Raw genomic sequence first — 15,731 nt, 5'->3', positions numbered from 1 at the left:
GTGAGGCCGGGGAATTTATACTTACATTTGGGAAGTTGACATTTCGATGGTATATTCTCTATAATTATTAAGACTGTCTGTAAAGAAATTTTATATTATAGGAAAGCAAGACTTTCCAGTGGTGTTGAAAAACGGCTTATAAATGTCTATCGATCATATAGAGGTGTTTTTCCACTTAGATTTTGAAGTATCCTCAGGGAGGTGTCATAGTAATGAAAAGAACGTTTCAACCAAATAATCGTAAACGTAGTAAAGTACACGGTTTCCGTGAGCGCATGAGTTCTGCAAATGGACGTAAAGTTCTTGCACGTCGTCGTCGCAAAGGAAGAAAAGTATTATCAGCATAAGGCCACTGACTGTCAGTGGTCTTTTTTACTATTTCGGGCATATTCCGGTTATTTTTTCACGAGAATTGAGAAAGAATGTTGAAATAGGACCGAATTAGAGGATTTGTGTAAGGCAGGAGGAGACACATTGAGGAAAGAACAAAGAATCAAAAAAAATAAAGAGTTCCAACATGTGTTCCAAAAAGGAAAGTCGATGGCCAATCGGCAATTTGTGATATATGCTGTGCAGAAAGCGGACCAGCCCATATTCCGGATTGGTTTATCTGTCAGCAAGAAAATTGGAAACGCTGTAACAAGGAATCGAATAAAGCGGCTAGTCAGACAAGCAGTCCACGAAATGAAGGAACATCTTCCTGGCGGCGTCGACATTGTCGTGATCGCTCGAAAGCCAGCTGCAGACATGTCATTTGAAGAAGTAAAGAAAAGCCTACAACACGTAATAAGAAAACTCCCGACACTTTCTGCTAAGAAATAATGTAAGTTAACAAAAAAAATTACTAAGTTTATAGCTGGTGATTGGAGCACAGGGCGAAGACTCCAGTGGGGGAGAAGCGACAATGTTGAGACCCCGCAACGAAGTGAGGAGGCTCAAGGTCGCCCCACGGAAAGCGAAGCCCGGTGCGGAAATCAACAGCGGTGTTATATAGAAGATAGGAAAAAATGTGTTGGAAGTGTGACATATATTCAATTTGTCAGATAAAAATGATAGGATGTAAAAGGAATCATTTTTTTTGTGTAAAAAGGAGGAAAAAGAGGTTGAAAAATCGAATATGGCTACTAATGGCCCTTATTGGACTTGTAGCTTTACTATCAGGCTGTACAGAAATCAACCAGCCAATCACCAATGAAAGCGAAGGCTTCTGGAACGAATATGTAGTTTATCCATTGTCTTGGTTGATCACTTATTTTGCTGAACTAATGAACAATGACTACGGTTTATCCATCATTATTGTAACGTTATTAATCCGATTTGCTATCTTACCGTTAATGATTAAACAAACGAAGAATGCAAAGGCGATGCAAGCCTTACAACCGGAAATGAAAGCACTTCGTGAAAAATATAGTTCTAAAGATCAAAAAACACAACAAAAATTACAGCAAGAAACAATGGGTCTTTTCCAAAAGCATGGTGTAAACCCGCTTGCCGGATGTTTCCCATTATTGGTTCAAATGCCGATCCTTATCGGATTTTTCCATGCGATTACTCGTACGACGGAAATTGCCAACCATAATTTCATGTGGTTTGACTTGGGAGATCCGGATCCATACTTCATCCTTCCTGTCGTTGCTGGTATCACAACATTCATCCAGCAAAAAATCATGATGGCTGGTATGGACAACAACCCGCAGATGGTGATGATGCTTTGGATCATGCCGATTATGATCGTTGTATTTGCGATCAACTTCCCTGCGGCACTTTCCCTATACTGGGTAGTGGGTAACATCTTTATGATTGTTCAAACTTACTTTATTAAAGGACCGGAGCTGAGAAAAGCAAAAGAAACAGCTGCTGGAACTGCAGGAGGAACGAAAAAGTGAAAGAAATAACTGCAACTGGTCCAACAGTCGAGGAAGCTGTCCAATCTGCTTTAGCTCAACTAAACACATCAAAAGACCGTGCAGAAATTACTATCGTTGACGAAGGCAAGAAAGGTCTCTTCGGATTGTTTGGCTCAAAACCTAGTGTTGTAACCGTCAAATTGAAGCAAGACCCGATCGAAGAATCAACGAATTTCTTGAAAAAAGTTCTTACTGAAATGAATATTGTCGCAGAACTTGATGTAAAAGTAGAAGGTAGGAATATCTCCATCAGCATCAGTGGCGAAAAAACAGCTTTAATTATCGGAAAAAGGGGACAAACCCTTAATTCCCTTCAATATTTAACGCAAATTGTCGCAAACCGCTATTCCAATCAATATCTAAATGTCGTCATCGACGCAGAAGGATACCGCGAGAAACGCCGGGAAACCTTGGAACAGCTTGCAGAGCGGCTTGCACAAAAAGCATTAAAAACAAAACAGGATGTCCATCTTGAACCGATGCCTTCTTTTGAACGCAAAGTGATGCACTCGATCATCTCTGCCTACCCGGAAGTAGAAACCTACTCCGTAGGAAAAGAACCGAACCGCTCCCTTGTGATCACAACAAAAAAGAACAAAGTCGCAAAAAGATAATCCAAACCTAAAACGGCTGACCCTACAAATAAGGGCCAGCCGTTTTTTTATGGTCGTCAGGGTAATGCTTCATTTCAACGTTGTGATGAAGACCTTGGTGACGAGGAAAAAGGAGAAGAGAAGTCCTCATCGCCGTTATGAAGACCTTAGTGACGAGAAAAAAGGAGGAGATAGGTCTTCACTGGAAAAAACGGATAAAAGGAACAGCAAGATCTAAAATCTTTAGATTTGTTTTAGCGAACAGAAACTTCGGCAAAACTGATGAAACAACTGTGCGAGATTTGTTTATTGTTATTCACATGTGGATAAGTTAAAATGATTGATGACAAAAGAACCGTTCGGGAAATTTTTGTGGATAACTGTCGAACAGGAATACTTTAAAAGACACAAAAATTATGCTAACCTTAGTAAGTTAAAGGACGAACTATTTTACATTGATATAGAAGAAACAAAAAGAAAAAGAAATGAGGTGAATGATATGTATGAGTTTGACACGATAGCAGCTATTTCGACTCCAATGGGAGAAGGTGCGATTGCCATTGTCCGCCTGAGCGGAGAAGAAGCGTTCCGGATCATTGATGAAATCTTTGTCACCCCATCCTCCAAGAAAATGAAAGATGTTGCCTCTCATACCATTCACTACGGACATATCGTAGATCCAAAAACGGAAAAGATAATAGAAGAAGTAATGGTTTCAGTTATGCGAGGACCTAAAACTTTTACAAGAGAAGATGTGGTAGAAATAAACTGCCATGGCGGACTGGTTTCCGTCAATAAATTGCTTCAACTAGTACTAAGCAGGGGAGCAAGACTTGCGGAACCTGGAGAATTCACGAAGCGAGCGTTTTTAAATGGACGTATTGACCTTTCACAAGCAGAAGCGGTGATGGATTTGATCCGTGCCAAAACAGATCGCGCGATGAATGTAGCTCTGGGACAGATGGAAGGTCGACTATCCAAACTGATTCAGAAACTTCGTCAGGAAATTTTAGAAACGCTGGCACATGTCGAAGTAAATATCGATTATCCAGAGTATGATGATGTCGAAGAAATGACGCATCAGTTATTGCTTGAAAAGTCCACTTATGTAAAAGAAGAACTGGAAAAGCTGTTACAAACTTCCCAACAGGGTAAGATATTAAGAGAAGGTCTTTCTACTGTTATTATTGGACGGCCGAATGTCGGAAAATCATCTTTGCTTAACAGTCTAGTACATGAAAATAAGGCAATTGTAACCGATATTCCAGGAACAACCCGTGATGTCATTGAGGAATATGTAAGTGTCCGAGGTGTGCCATTACGTCTGGTGGATACTGCAGGTATCCGGGAAACAGAAGATATCGTAGAGCGTATTGGTGTCGAGAGATCAAGAGAAGTGTTGAAAAAAGCGGATCTGATTTTGCTTGTTTTAAATAATAACGATGACCTCACAGATGAGGACAAGCAGTTGTTTGAAGCGGTAAAAGGCATGGATGTCATTGTTATTGTCAATAAAACGGACTTGCCGACGAAAATTGATATAGAGCAAGTGAAAGAGCTTGCCAACAAACACACGGTCATTTCCACCTCTTTAAAAGAGGAACAAGGAATTGATGAACTAGAAGAGGGCATTTCTTCTATGTTCTTCCAAGGGGATTTAGAAGCAGGAGATATGACCTATGTCTCTAACTCCCGTCATATTGGGTTGATCACGCAAGCCCAACAAGCACTGGAAGATGCGATAGTAGGAATGGAAAGCGGCGTGCCAATAGATATAGTACAAATAGATTTAACGAGAACGTGGGAAATACTTGGTGAAATTATCGGCGATGCGGTACATGAAAGCCTGATTGATCAGCTGTTCTCACAATTTTGCTTAGGTAAATAGAATAGGAGGGAACAAACATGGAATATCATGCAGGTTCCTATGATGTAATAGTAATTGGTGCTGGTCATGCGGGTGTAGAAGCAGGACTGGCAGCAGCTCGTCAGGGAGCGAAAACGTTAATGGTGACCATCAACCTGGATATGGTCGCTTTTATGCCATGTAATCCATCTGTAGGCGGTCCTGCTAAAGGAATCGTCGTGCGTGAAATTGATGCGCTTGGTGGAGAAATGGGAAGAAATATCGATAAAACGCATATTCAAATGCGTATGTTGAATACGGGTAAAGGTCCTGCGGTACGTGCATTGCGTGCACAGGCCGATAAATTCCTTTATCAGCATGAAATGAAAAAAACTATCGAAAACGAAGAAAATATCACCTTGCTGCAAGGAATGGTCGAGAAGTTAATCGTCGAGGACGGTGTTTGCAAGGGTGTTATCACGCAAACAGGTGCCATCTATGAATCCAAGACGGTCGTTATCACCACAGGGACCTTCCTTCGCGGAAAAATTATACTGGGAGAACTTCAGTATTTAAGCGGACCAAATAACCAACAGCCTTCTATCACGCTTTCCGAGCATTTAGAGGAACTTGGGTTTGACTTGGTACGTTTCAAAACAGGAACACCACCACGTGTAAATAGTGCATCCATCGACTACAGCAAAACGGAAATACAACCAGGCGATGATGTGCCACGTGCGTTTTCCTATGAAACAACCGAATACATTACCGATCAGCTACCTTGCTGGTTGACCTATACTAGTGCAGAAACACACCAACTTATTGATGACAACCTTCACCGTTCCCCGATGTACTCTGGGATGATTAAGGGGACCGGGCCTAGGTATTGCCCGTCTATCGAGGATAAAGTGGTGCGCTTCAACGACAAGCCTAGACACCAAATTTTCCTAGAGCCAGAAGGAAGAAATACGCAAGAGGTCTATGTACAGGGACTTTCCACAAGCCTACCGGAAGATGTGCAGCGTAAGATTCTTTCTACTATTCCAGGTCTTGAAAATGTCCGCATGATGCGAGCGGGGTATGCCATCGAATATGATGCCATCGTCCCAACGCAATTATGGCCGACACTTGAAACAAAAAGAATTCAAAACCTTTATACAGCAGGGCAAATCAACGGGACCTCGGGGTATGAGGAAGCGGCCGGGCAAGGAATCATGGCAGGTATCAATGCCGGAAGACGTGCCCTGGGTGAGGAAGACCTTATCTTAAGCCGTTCTGATGCTTATATCGGGGTACTGATCGATGACCTGGTGACAAAAGGAACAAATGAACCATATCGATTGCTTACTTCTCGTGCGGAATATCGCTTGCTCTTGCGTCATGACAATGCAGACCTGCGTTTAACGGAAATCGGGCGTAAAATCGGGCTTATTTCCCCGGAACGATATGCAAAGTTTGAAGCGAAGAAACAAGAGATCGAAGCAGAAAAAGAACGCCTGCAATCTATCATCATTAAACCGAATGAACAGGTTCAGACCATCATCAGGGAAGCTGGCGGAAGCGAGCTGAAAGATGGCATCAGGGCAGCAGACCTTTTGAAGCGTCCTGAAATGACCTATGATCATATTCACCAGATGGTGCCTGCAAACAAGGAGATTTCTCCTGATGTAGCAGAACAGGTGGAAATTCAGGTGAAATATGAAGGGTATATTCAAAAATCCCTTCAACAAGTGGATCGCTTGAAGAAGATGGAGAATAAGAAAATACCAGAAAACATCGATTATGATGACATTCACGGACTTGCAAACGAAGCAAGGCAGAAGTTAAAAGAAGTACGTCCTTTATCTGTTGCCCAGGCTTCCAGAATATCTGGGGTAAATCCAGCGGACGTTTCCATTTTGCTTGTCTATTTGGAACAAGGTCGTATCGCCAAAGTATCCAACGAGTAAATCCAACGATAGAAAGGATACGAACACATGAATAAAGAACAATTTATTTCCCTGTTGGAGGAGAAGGGGATTTCCCTTTCTTCTCAACAGCTTTCTCAGTTCGATACATATTACAAGCTGCTGGTGGAATGGAATGAGAAGATGAATCTTACTGCCATCACGGATGAAGAAGAGGTCTACCTTAAACATTTCTATGATTCCATTACCGCATCGTTCTATGTCGATCTTAACCAAGAATTATCTCTATGTGATGTGGGAGCGGGTGCTGGTTTCCCGAGCATTCCTCTGAAAATATGTTTTCCAAACCTAAAGGTTACCATTGTGGACTCTTTGAATAAGCGAATTACATTTTTACAGAACCTTGCTAATGAGCTTGATTTGAAAAATGTCCATTTCGTTCATGACAGAGCGGAAACATTCGGAAAAAATGCGGACTATCGCGAGAAATTTGATCTTGTTACGGCAAGAGCTGTTGCCCGTTTATCTGTATTAAGCGAACTATGCCTGCCGTTAGTAAAAGAAGGCGGTATGTTTGTGCCGATGAAAGCTGCGGCTGCAAGCGAGGAGCTTGAAAAAGGGAAAAAAGCCTTGCAAATATTAGGAGGAAAACTAGAAAAGGTGCATTCTTTTTCCTTGCCATTAGAGGAAAGTGAAAGAAATATCCTTATCATCAAAAAGATTAAATCGACACCTAAGAAGTACCCTCGTAAACCAGGTACACCTAATAAACAACCATTAGAATAGGGTTACCCTTTGCATGCAAAACGTGTTTCATGTGAAACATTTTGATCGGAAAAACAGGACTTATTAACGTGAAAAGCGAATTACGTTAATAGGGATTCTATCCATAAGGTGGTGGAACTATGAAGTCTCCGTTCTCTCGTTTTTTTGGAATTGGCGAAAAAGAAGAACAGGAAATAGTAGAAAAGACTGATCATGAAAAAATTATGCAGGTAGCTGTAAAGGACATTGTTCCGAATAGATACCAACCACGTACTGTTTTTGTAGATGAAAGAATAGAAGAGTTATCTCTGACCATCCGGACGCATGGAATTATCCAACCTATCGTCGTCCGTCAATTTGATGAGGGTAAATTTGAGATCATTGCTGGAGAACGCCGGTGGAGAGCAGTTCAGAAGCTAGGATGGGAAACCATTCCTGCCATTGTGAAAGAATTTAACGATGCAGAAACAGCCTCTGTGGCTCTTATTGAGAACCTCCAACGTGAAGAGTTATCGGCAATTGAAGAAGCAATCGCTTATTCCAAGCTGTTGGAATTGCATAGTTTGACACAAGAAGCTCTTGCCCAGCGCTTAGGAAAAGGGCAATCCACTGTGGCAAACAAGCTGCGTCTATTAAAGTTGCCTTCTGAAATCCAAGATGCCCTTCTTCAGAAAAAAATCACGGAACGTCATGCACGTGCCCTTATTCCGTTAAAGCAACCGGAAAAACAAGTGGCTGTTCTTGCTGAAATTCTTGAAAAGCATTTGAATGTCAAGCAAACAGAGGAACGCGTGGTAAAACTTCTTGAAGCTGCAAATCCAAAACCAAAGGCTAAACGAAAAGCCTTCAGTAAAGATATGCGTATTGCGATGAACACGATCCGCCAATCACTTACCATGGTAAACGATAGCGGCATCAAGCTCGATTCCCAAGAAGAAGAAACCGAAGAATATTACCAATTCACCATTCGCATACCGAAAAAATAATTCCACTATAAGATGGCCCTCGCCGTTATTTATCAAAAACCTAGCAATCTAGTAATTTTACTAATAGCTACGTCTAGATAAGTAATAAGCGAAGCCATCTTTTTTTTATAAAAATAAGGTAGTATAAAAAACTGTTGATTTCCGTTTCAGGCGCTTCGCTTGCCTGCGGGCGTCTGCGCGCCTTACACTTCAATCAACAAGATGACTTTATTAACTGAAAAAGCACTAACATTTTGTTTTCGTTATTTTCTAGCTGTGGATTGGAGCAAATGGCGAAGACTCCTGCGGGGGAGTAGCGGCAATGTTGAGACCCCGCAGCGAATGCGAGGAGGCTCAAGGTCGCCCCGCGGAAAGCGCAGCCATTTGCGGAAAGGAACAGCGGTGGTTAACCAAATATTTATTGAGCCATGATGGATTATTTCCCGAGAAACATTGTTCGACAATTTCCCCATCACCCCCTCCCCGATATTTATTCTCAAAAACAAGTTAAATTTCTGTCAATTCATGATAAAATAAATGAGTAACTTATATCCCGTTTAATCGAATCTTCAACAATAGAATAGTTTCTAGCTGTTGATTGGAGCACAGGGCGAAGACTCCTGAGGGAGATAGTGGTAGGTTGAGACCCCGCAGGCGCAGCCGAGGAGGCTCAAGCACCGCCCCTAGGAAAGCGAAGCCCAGTGCGGAAATCAACAGCGGTGTTACCCAGTACCAACGAATAAAAAGTATGTTCTTTTCTGAAGGCAGGTGACAGCATGGGCAGAATTATTGCTATTGCTAACCAAAAAGGTGGAGTTGGAAAAACGACTACATCTGTTAACTTAGGTGCTTGTTTAGCCTACATTGGTAAAAGAGTGCTTTTAGTAGATGTGGACCCACAAGGAAACGCCACAAGTGGAGTGGGAATTGAAAAAGCAGAAGTCCATCAGTGCATTTATGATATTTTAGTAGAAGATGTGGAAGCAAAAAAGGCAATCCTCCCAACAAAGGTAGAGAACCTTTCCATCATCCCAGCAACCATACAACTCGCAGGTGCTGAAATTGAACTAGTTCCTACTATTTCAAGAGAAGTGCGTTTAAAGAGAGCATTAGATGATGTGAAGCATCTTTTTGACTACATAATCATCGATTGTCCCCCATCTTTGGGCTTATTGACCATCAATGCTTTAACAGCTTCTGATGCAGTTGTGATTCCGGTACAATGCGAATATTATGCACTCGAAGGATTAAGTCAGCTATTAAATACGGTAAGGCTCGTACAGAAACATTTAAATAAAGAACTTATGATTGATGGTGTCTTGCTTACAATGCTCGATGCCAGAACGAATTTGGGTATTCAAGTAATTGAAGAAGTGAAAAAGTATTTCCAAGATAAAGTGTATCGAACCATTATTCCTCGTAATGTTCGTTTGAGTGAAGCGCCAAGCCATGGAGAACCCATCATTATTTATGATCCGAAGTCACGTGGAGCGGAAGTTTACTTAGATCTAGCAAAGGAAGTGGTGACACATGGGTAAAGGATTAGGTAAAGGCATAAATGCGCTGTTTCCTTCCATTGAAGCTTCTAAGGAAGAAGCCGTTCAAGAAATCAGTATCAAGGAAGTGCGACCGAACCCCTACCAGCCTCGTAAATACTTTGAGCCAGAAGCAATACAAGAATTGAAAGAATCCATTCTGCAGCACGGAATCCTTCAACCGATTATTGTTCGCAAAAGCATTAAAGGATACGAAATTGTCGTTGGGGAACGCCGTTTTCGGGCTGCGAAAGAGGCAAAACTGTCCAAAGTTCCTGTAGTGGTCCGCTCATTAACGGAGCAGCAAATGATGGAACTTGCTCTTTTGGAGAATTTGCAGCGTGAGGACCTTACACCGATTGAAGAAGCCGCTGCCTATCAATCCTTAATGGTGAAACTGGAGCTGACACAGGAACAGTTAGCAAGCAGGCTTGGAAAAAGTAGACCACATATCGCGAATCATATTCGTCTACTATCCCTCCCCAAATCTGTGCAAGAGCTGATGAATGATGGAAAACTATCCATGGGACACGGCCGTGCATTATTGGGACTCAAAAGGAAAGAAAAATTAAAAGCGGTCATTGACAAAGTACTGCAAGAGCACTTAAATGTGCGTCAATTAGAACAGTTGATTCAGCAGTTGAATGAAAGTGTTCCACGTGAAACGAAAAAGGACCCTGAGGAAAAGGATATTTTCCTTAAGGACCACGAATCAGTATTACGGGAGCGTTTTGGTACTTCTGTTTTTATCAAGCGTACGAAAAACAAGGGTAAAATAGAAATTGAATTCTTCTCTGATGATGACCTGAACAGATTGTTAGAGTTATTAGCTCAAACAGAAGAATAAAGAGCAGATCACTTCATGGTGGTTTGCTTTTTTGGATAGGCGTTATTTTAATAGAAATGGGGCTTTAGAGTGGTTTTATTAGGAACCATTGTGAATGGTATATGTATTGTGCTTGGTACATTAATAGGAAAAATTTTCACCCGTATTCCAGAAAATACGAAAGAAACGGTGATGAAAATCATTGGTCTTGCTGTATTTTTACTTGGGGCACAGATGGGTTTTAAAAGTAATGAATTTCTGATTGTCATCATCAGTTTGGTAGTAGGTGCCGTTCTGGGTGAATGGATTAATTTGGACCGCAAACTGAACAATGTCGGCAATTGGCTCGAACGTAAGATGGGGTCAAAACAGCAGGGCTCCGTATCAAAGGGGTTTGTAACGGCAACGCTCATCTTTGTTATCGGAGCAATGTCGGTTGTTGGTTCATTGGATAGTGGACTTAGGGGCGATCATCAAGTGCTGTACACCAAGTCTATCATTGACGGCTTCACAAGTATTGTGCTGACCACGACTTTAGGAATCGGTGTCCTGTTTTCTGCCGTTCCGGTCATGATTTATCAGGGGAGTATCGCTTTATTTGCTACTCAAATTGACCGGTTTGTCCCATCAGATTTATTGGAGTTACTCATATTCGAGATCACCGCTACCGGCGGGGTCATGATTATGGCGATTGGAATGAATATCATAGGTGTAACCGCTATTCGAGTGGCCAATCTACTTCCGGGAATCTTAGTAGCAGCTGCGCTTGTGCTTATTCGATACTTTTTTATCTTATAAAATAAGCTTTTCTTGCAAGGTCGACCCTCTATTGGTCGGCCTTTTTTCTATTCTTGCGTTTGAATGAACGGTGGTTCTGAGTCCCTGGCAGCAGATGCAAGGAAATTTTTCCGTTCAATGGATCTATCTAGTTCTTGAATGGATTGTGCCACGACAGTCGCCATTTTCATGACCAGACTCAATCTCGTATTCTGTAAAACGAAGAACTCCATGAAACCACTAACATTCACAATTCCTGTAATATGCATATCTCCTACTGGCGGCAAGTCTTTCTTCACTCCAGCACCCGGCATCACAGGGCCATCCCCTATGGTAATTTGTCCTACACTTTTCAACCTGCCAAGGCAGGCATCAATCGCAATGATAAAAGGAGTAAGATGTTTATTCTGTATATATGCAAGCTTTTCTTCAAGGTTAACGGCATGAATAGGATCGTCCAAAGTTCCATATACATGAACATTGTCAAGCTTTATATCATGAAGCTTTGTACCGACTAGTGGTCCCAGAGAATCTCCTGTTGACCGGTCTGTGCCAATGCAAACAATGACGATGGGGCGGTACACAAGGCCTGTTGGAAGGTTGGATTGTAAAGTAAGTGCAAGTTCCTTATATGCATTTACTTCATCATGAGCAATACGAATATTGCCTCCCTTCTTCTCAAAAAAATTAGATTTAAGATTCATAGGTTCCACTCCTTCTTAATAGTAGTAACAGTATACGACTATTTATGGGAAACTATACGTCCACTTTTTTATTTTCAGATATTTTAGGGGGTTGCATGTATGTGGAAAAGCGGGTTTCGCTGGATGTTTTTAATATTGGGTACAGTGATTGGCGCAGGGTATGCATCCGGCCGGGAACTATGGCAATTTTTCGGTTCGGAAAGCGGACTAGCCATTCTATTATTCACCCTGTTCTTTATCATTTCGTGCTATGTGATCCTGCAAATCAGCAGCAAGGAACAAACTGAGCATTTCTCCCCCGTTCTAAGAAAGCTTGTCGGAGAGAGAGCATCGTATTTATACAATATAGTAATGGTCGTTTATTTATTTACCACGACAGTCGTGATGCTTGCAGGTGGCGGAGCGGCGTTACAGGTCTTTTCCATCCCTTATTGGGGCGGAATAGCGATTATATGTTTCTTATTAATTCTGTTGTTCGTGTACGACGTCAAAGGAATGGTTACGGTAAATGTTGTGATTATCCCGATCATTGTGTTGACCTTAGCCTATGTGCTGATAGATGCAGTGCTCAACAGCCCGGATGCCGTTCCTACGTCCGTGCTTGAACAGAGCAACTGGCCCGCTGGATTTACCTTTACAGCTTTGAATATCCTTCCACTTGTTGCCGTTTTATCTGCGATAGGAAAAGAAGTTAAAGGAAAAGGAGAAATTATCATTGCCAGTGTAGGGAGCGGGGTCATTTTGGGAGTCATCTCGCTTTTTTATAACCAAACGCTTATTTTGGTACAAAGTAAGCTTGGGTTATTCGAAATCCCACTCTTTGCGATCATTCAGAGTTATCCGTTTTATATGCTATTCTTCATGACCATCCTGCTTTGGGTGGCGATCTATACCACGGCGGCCTCCGGGTTGCTCGGATTAGTTACGAGATTTCGAAATGTCATTCCAATTCCGCTTTGGCTCATGTGTTCATTATTCATTTTATTAATGATTCCCTTCACCGCAGTGGGCTTTTCCGTCCTCGTAGCAATACTTTACCCGCTATTTGGCTTAATCAATCTCTATCTGCTCGTTTGTATTCTGCTGTATCCGATTAAAAACCGAGAAAACCAGTAAGGAGACGCTTCTTTTGTTTTAGTAAAATAGCAAATTGTGGGGAATCTAGGAGTAAATAAATGAAGATATCGAGGTAAAATGAATATGGAATGGACAAACCGAGTGCTAATACAAATGAAAGATTCCTTCCTGAATGAGGATCTATGGGTTTCTATCGGGGAAGGATTACTCAAAATCATTCTGATCATCCTTGTAGCCGCCATGATCATAAAAATAGGAAAAAACCTCATTCAAAACTTTGTGAAACTAAGAGAAAAAGGGCCTATCCGTATATCAGAACGAAGAGAGAACACACTTCTGAAACTGTTGCAAAATGTGTTAACCTACGTGGTCTATTTTGTCGCCTTCATTATGATTTTAGAAATTGTTCATATTGATGTTAGGGCACTTTTAGCCGGAGCGGGGATTGTTGGCCTTGCTGTCGGCTTTGGGGCACAAAACTTGGTAAGGGATATCATTACAGGTTTTTTTATTATATTCGAAGACCAATTTTCGGTCGGGGATTATATCAGAACGGGCACATTTGAAGGGTATGTGGAGGAGATTGGCCTTCGGACCACGAAAATAAAAAGTTGGACAGGGGAATTGCATATATTGCCCAATGGCAGTATTGTAGAACTAACGAATTTCTCCATTCATAACAGCGTTGCAGTGGTGGATGTAAGCATTGCATATGAAGGGAAAATAGAAGAAGCGGAGCGAGTAATTCAAGAATTGCTTGCAGAAATGCCGGCAAGATATGTGGAAATGACAGAACCACCAGAACTGCTTGGCATTCAAACGTTGGGCAACTCCGAGGTTGTACTCAGGATCACATGTGAAACAGTGCCAATGAAGCATTGGTATATCGGGCGTTCGATCAGGAAGGAAGTCAAAAATCGTCTGGATGAAGCGGGAATTGAAATTCCATTTCCACGCCTGGTGCTCTATAACCGGGAACCAAAGCAAGACGGGCATGCTTCCAATTGAGATAGAAAAGTAGGGAGTGTAGAAACATGACAGATAAAGAATTCGGTTTAAATGATGTAGTAGAAATGAAAAAAGCACACCCATGCGGAACAAACAGATGGAAAGTAGTACGAATGGGAATGGACATCCGCATCAAATGCGAAGGCTGCGACCACACCGTCCTCATGCCACGAAAAGAATTTACAAGGAAGATAAAAAAGATACTAGTAAGAAGTGAAGAATAAAGTATCTAGCTGTGGATTGGAGCAAATGGCGTAGACTCCAGCGGGGGAGAAGCGACAATGTTGAGACCCCGCAACGAAGTGAGGAGGTTCAAGGTCGCCCCGCGGAAAGCGAAGCCATTTGCGGAAATCAACAGCGGCTGTCAAAGCAACTGGAATTCAAATAAACTTGTCTTTTCCTCCCATTCTATCTATAATTGTGGGAGGTTTAAATATGTGTTAACGGAAGTTAGGAGTGGATAAAATGGCTTTAACAGCAGGTATCGTTGGTCTTCCAAACGTAGGGAAATCAACGCTTTTTAATGCAATCACACAAGCGGGGGCGGAATCTGCCAACTACCCGTTCTGTACCATAGATCCGAACGTAGGTATCGTAGATGTTCCAGATGAGCGTCTGCAAAAATTAACAGAACTTGTAAATCCGAAGAAAACAGTACCAACACACTTCGAATTTACCGACATTGCCGGAATCGTAAAAGGTGCCAGCAAAGGGGAAGGTCTTGGAAACAAGTTCTTATCTCACATCCGTCAAGTAGATGCAATCTGCCACGTGGTTCGTTGCTTTGCTGATGACAACATCACCCACGTTTCTGGTGGCGTGAACCCGATCGATGACATTGAAACTATCAACCTTGAGCTTATTTTAGCTGATTTAGAATCAGTAGATAAGCGTCTTGAGCGTGTAGCCAAATTGGCGAAGCAAAAAGATAAAGAAGCGGTATATGAGCATGAAGTGCTTTTACTAGTAAAAGAAGCGCTTGAAAATGAGCTTCCGGCACGTACAGTAGAAGTAACGGACGAGCAGGTGAAATACCTAAAAGGCATGCACCTATTAACTAGCAAGCCTGTCCTTTATGTAGCAAATGTTGGCGAAGACGATGTAGCCGACACTTCCGACAACGAATACGTGCAACAAGTACGTGAATTTGCTGCAAAAGACAATGCAGAAGTTATCACAGTTTGTGCGAAAATCGAGTCTGAAATAGTAGAATTAGATGCAGACGAAAAAGCGATGTTCCTTGAGGAGCTTGGCATTAAAGAATCTGGTCTAGATCAGCTGATCCGTGCTGCTTACAACTTACTTGGCCTTGCAACTTACTTTACTGCAGGTGTACAGGAAGTTCGCGCATGGACATTCCGTACAGGCATGAAAGCCCCTCAATGTGCGGGTGTCATCCATACCGACTTCGAACGCGGATTCATCCGTGCAGAAACAGTATCCTATGAAGACTTACTTGCAGCAGGCTCTCACACAGCTGCCAAAGAAGCAGGCAAAGTCCGCCTAGAAGGAAAAGAATACATCGTAAAAGACGGAGACGTTATCCACTTCCGCTTTAACGTTTAAAATTTGTTTAATGAGAGAGGAGCTTTCCTCTCTTTTTTATTTATGAGTAATGCAGTATCCAAGTTGATCGTAGTGGAAGGCGCGCAGACTTCTGCGGGAGGAAGGGACAGGGAAGACCCCGCAACGAAGTGAGGAGGCTTCCGGACCGCCCGCGAAAAGCGAAGCGCCTGCAACGAAGATCAACTGTATTATGAAACAACTAGGACATGTTGCAAAAAATCGGCCCCTCTGGTATAATCTTAATTTGTGAGTAAT

The 15,731-nt window shown here is 42.1% G+C and carries 16 protein-coding genes; 15 read left to right on the top strand and 1 reads right to left on the bottom strand.

Annotation, left to right across the window (positions count from 1 at the left end):
• Positions 1–212 precede the first annotated feature (212 nt).
• From rpmH to K7887_RS21890, 11 genes are all read left to right on the top strand, one after another.
• On the top strand, positions 213–347 hold the full coding sequence (gene rpmH / locus K7887_RS21940; RefSeq protein WP_010197888.1) for a 50S ribosomal protein L34: 135 nt from the start codon (positions 213–215) through the stop codon (positions 345–347).
• A 127-nt stretch (positions 348–474) separates the two neighbouring features.
• Positions 475–822 carry a ribonuclease P protein component gene (gene rnpA / locus K7887_RS21935; RefSeq protein ID WP_223491701.1) on the top strand — a complete coding sequence of 116 codons (348 nt, stop codon included), beginning with the start codon at positions 475–477 and terminating at the stop codon, positions 820–822.
• 281 nt (positions 823–1,103) lie between these two features.
• Positions 1,104–1,886, top strand: a complete 783-nt coding sequence (spoIIIJ, locus tag K7887_RS21930) for a YidC family membrane integrase SpoIIIJ (protein WP_010197886.1) — start codon at positions 1,104–1,106, stop codon at positions 1,884–1,886.
• The gene (jag, locus tag K7887_RS21925) at positions 1,883–2,521 is read left to right on the top strand and encodes an RNA-binding cell elongation regulator Jag/EloR (RefSeq protein ID WP_010197885.1); all 639 of its coding nucleotides are present in this window, start codon (positions 1,883–1,885) and stop codon (positions 2,519–2,521) included. The genes spoIIIJ and jag overlap by 4 nt, the downstream gene beginning before the upstream one ends.
• A 478-nt stretch (positions 2,522–2,999) precedes the next feature.
• A complete protein-coding gene (mnmE, locus tag K7887_RS21920; RefSeq protein ID WP_223493733.1) occupies positions 3,000–4,388 on the top strand; it encodes a tRNA uridine-5-carboxymethylaminomethyl(34) synthesis GTPase MnmE in 1,389 nt (462 codons plus the stop codon).
• Between the two features lie 17 nt (positions 4,389–4,405).
• Positions 4,406–6,295, top strand: a complete 1,890-nt coding sequence (gene mnmG, locus K7887_RS21915; protein ID WP_223491700.1) for a tRNA uridine-5-carboxymethylaminomethyl(34) synthesis enzyme MnmG — start codon at positions 4,406–4,408, stop codon at positions 6,293–6,295.
• Between the two features lie 27 nt (positions 6,296–6,322).
• A complete protein-coding gene (gene rsmG / locus K7887_RS21910) occupies positions 6,323–7,039 on the top strand; it encodes a 16S rRNA (guanine(527)-N(7))-methyltransferase RsmG (RefSeq protein ID WP_223491699.1) in 717 nt (238 codons plus the stop codon).
• A 119-nt stretch (positions 7,040–7,158) separates the two neighbouring features.
• Positions 7,159–8,004 (top strand): nucleoid occlusion protein, encoded by an 846-nt coding sequence (noc, locus tag K7887_RS21905; protein ID WP_223491698.1) that lies wholly within the window; start codon positions 7,159–7,161, stop codon positions 8,002–8,004.
• Positions 8,005–8,759: 755 nt separating this feature from the next.
• Positions 8,760–9,521, top strand: a complete 762-nt coding sequence (locus K7887_RS21900) for a ParA family protein (RefSeq protein WP_223491697.1) — start codon at positions 8,760–8,762, stop codon at positions 9,519–9,521.
• Complete coding sequence (locus K7887_RS21895; protein ID WP_223491696.1) at positions 9,514–10,365, top strand: ParB/RepB/Spo0J family partition protein; 852 nt, start codon at positions 9,514–9,516, stop codon at positions 10,363–10,365. Before K7887_RS21900 ends, K7887_RS21895 begins: the two co-directional genes overlap by 8 nt.
• A gap of 69 nt (positions 10,366–10,434) precedes the next feature.
• Positions 10,435–11,142 (top strand): DUF554 domain-containing protein, encoded by a 708-nt coding sequence (locus tag K7887_RS21890; RefSeq protein ID WP_223491695.1) that lies wholly within the window; start codon positions 10,435–10,437, stop codon positions 11,140–11,142.
• A gap of 47 nt (positions 11,143–11,189) precedes the next feature.
• Here K7887_RS21890 and yyaC read toward each other — a convergent pair whose 3' ends face one another.
• Entirely contained in the window at positions 11,190–11,825 is a 636-nt protein-coding gene (gene yyaC / locus K7887_RS21885; RefSeq protein WP_223491694.1) for a spore protease YyaC, read from the bottom strand.
• A gap of 99 nt (positions 11,826–11,924) precedes the next feature.
• Between yyaC and K7887_RS21880 the strand changes: the two genes are divergently transcribed.
• The 4 genes from K7887_RS21880 (at position 11,925) to ychF (ending at position 15,476) form a co-directional block, all read left to right on the top strand.
• Positions 11,925–12,941, top strand: a complete 1,017-nt coding sequence (locus K7887_RS21880; RefSeq protein WP_223491693.1) for a YkvI family membrane protein — start codon at positions 11,925–11,927, stop codon at positions 12,939–12,941.
• Positions 12,942–13,025: 84 nt separating this feature from the next.
• On the top strand, positions 13,026–13,910 hold the full coding sequence (locus tag K7887_RS21875; RefSeq protein ID WP_223491692.1) for a mechanosensitive ion channel family protein: 885 nt from the start codon (positions 13,026–13,028) through the stop codon (positions 13,908–13,910).
• A 26-nt stretch (positions 13,911–13,936) separates the two neighbouring features.
• The gene (locus tag K7887_RS21870) at positions 13,937–14,134 is read left to right on the top strand and encodes a DUF951 domain-containing protein (RefSeq protein ID WP_060665641.1); all 198 of its coding nucleotides are present in this window, start codon (positions 13,937–13,939) and stop codon (positions 14,132–14,134) included.
• Between the two features lie 241 nt (positions 14,135–14,375).
• On the top strand, positions 14,376–15,476 hold the full coding sequence (ychF, locus tag K7887_RS21865) for a redox-regulated ATPase YchF (RefSeq protein WP_223491691.1): 1,101 nt from the start codon (positions 14,376–14,378) through the stop codon (positions 15,474–15,476).
• The last annotated feature ends 255 nt before the right edge of the window (positions 15,477–15,731 follow it).

Origin of the sequence: Sutcliffiella horikoshii, from assembly GCF_019931755.1 — a bacterium.
GTDB classification, from domain to species: Bacteria; Bacillota; Bacilli; order Bacillales; family Bacillaceae_I; genus Sutcliffiella_A; species Sutcliffiella_A horikoshii_E.
The sequence above is the reverse complement of the archived record's forward strand: the minus strand, read 5'-3'. Positions and strand labels throughout refer to the sequence as shown.

Excerpts from the sequence above, each read along its gene's own strand:
- rpmH (WP_010197888.1), top strand. The coding sequence starts at position 213 with ATGAAAAGAACGTTTCAACCAAATAATCGTAAACGTAGTAAAGTACAC.
- mnmE (WP_223493733.1), top strand. The coding sequence starts at position 3,000 with ATGTATGAGTTTGACACGATAGCAGCTATTTCGACTCCAATGGGAGAA.
- mnmG (WP_223491700.1), top strand. The coding sequence starts at position 4,406 with ATGGAATATCATGCAGGTTCCTATGATGTAATAGTAATTGGTGCTGGT.
- rsmG (WP_223491699.1), top strand. The coding sequence starts at position 6,323 with ATGAATAAAGAACAATTTATTTCCCTGTTGGAGGAGAAGGGGATTTCC.
- noc (WP_223491698.1), top strand. The coding sequence starts at position 7,159 with ATGAAGTCTCCGTTCTCTCGTTTTTTTGGAATTGGCGAAAAAGAAGAA.
- K7887_RS21900 (WP_223491697.1), top strand. The coding sequence starts at position 8,760 with ATGGGCAGAATTATTGCTATTGCTAACCAAAAAGGTGGAGTTGGAAAA.
- K7887_RS21895 (WP_223491696.1), top strand. The coding sequence starts at position 9,514 with ATGGGTAAAGGATTAGGTAAAGGCATAAATGCGCTGTTTCCTTCCATT.
- yyaC (WP_223491694.1), bottom strand. The coding sequence starts at position 11,825 with ATGAATCTTAAATCTAATTTTTTTGAGAAGAAGGGAGGCAATATTCGT.
- K7887_RS21880 (WP_223491693.1), top strand. The coding sequence starts at position 11,925 with ATGTGGAAAAGCGGGTTTCGCTGGATGTTTTTAATATTGGGTACAGTG.
- K7887_RS21875 (WP_223491692.1), top strand. The coding sequence starts at position 13,026 with ATGGAATGGACAAACCGAGTGCTAATACAAATGAAAGATTCCTTCCTG.
- K7887_RS21870 (WP_060665641.1), top strand. The coding sequence starts at position 13,937 with ATGACAGATAAAGAATTCGGTTTAAATGATGTAGTAGAAATGAAAAAA.
- ychF (WP_223491691.1), top strand. The coding sequence starts at position 14,376 with ATGGCTTTAACAGCAGGTATCGTTGGTCTTCCAAACGTAGGGAAATCA.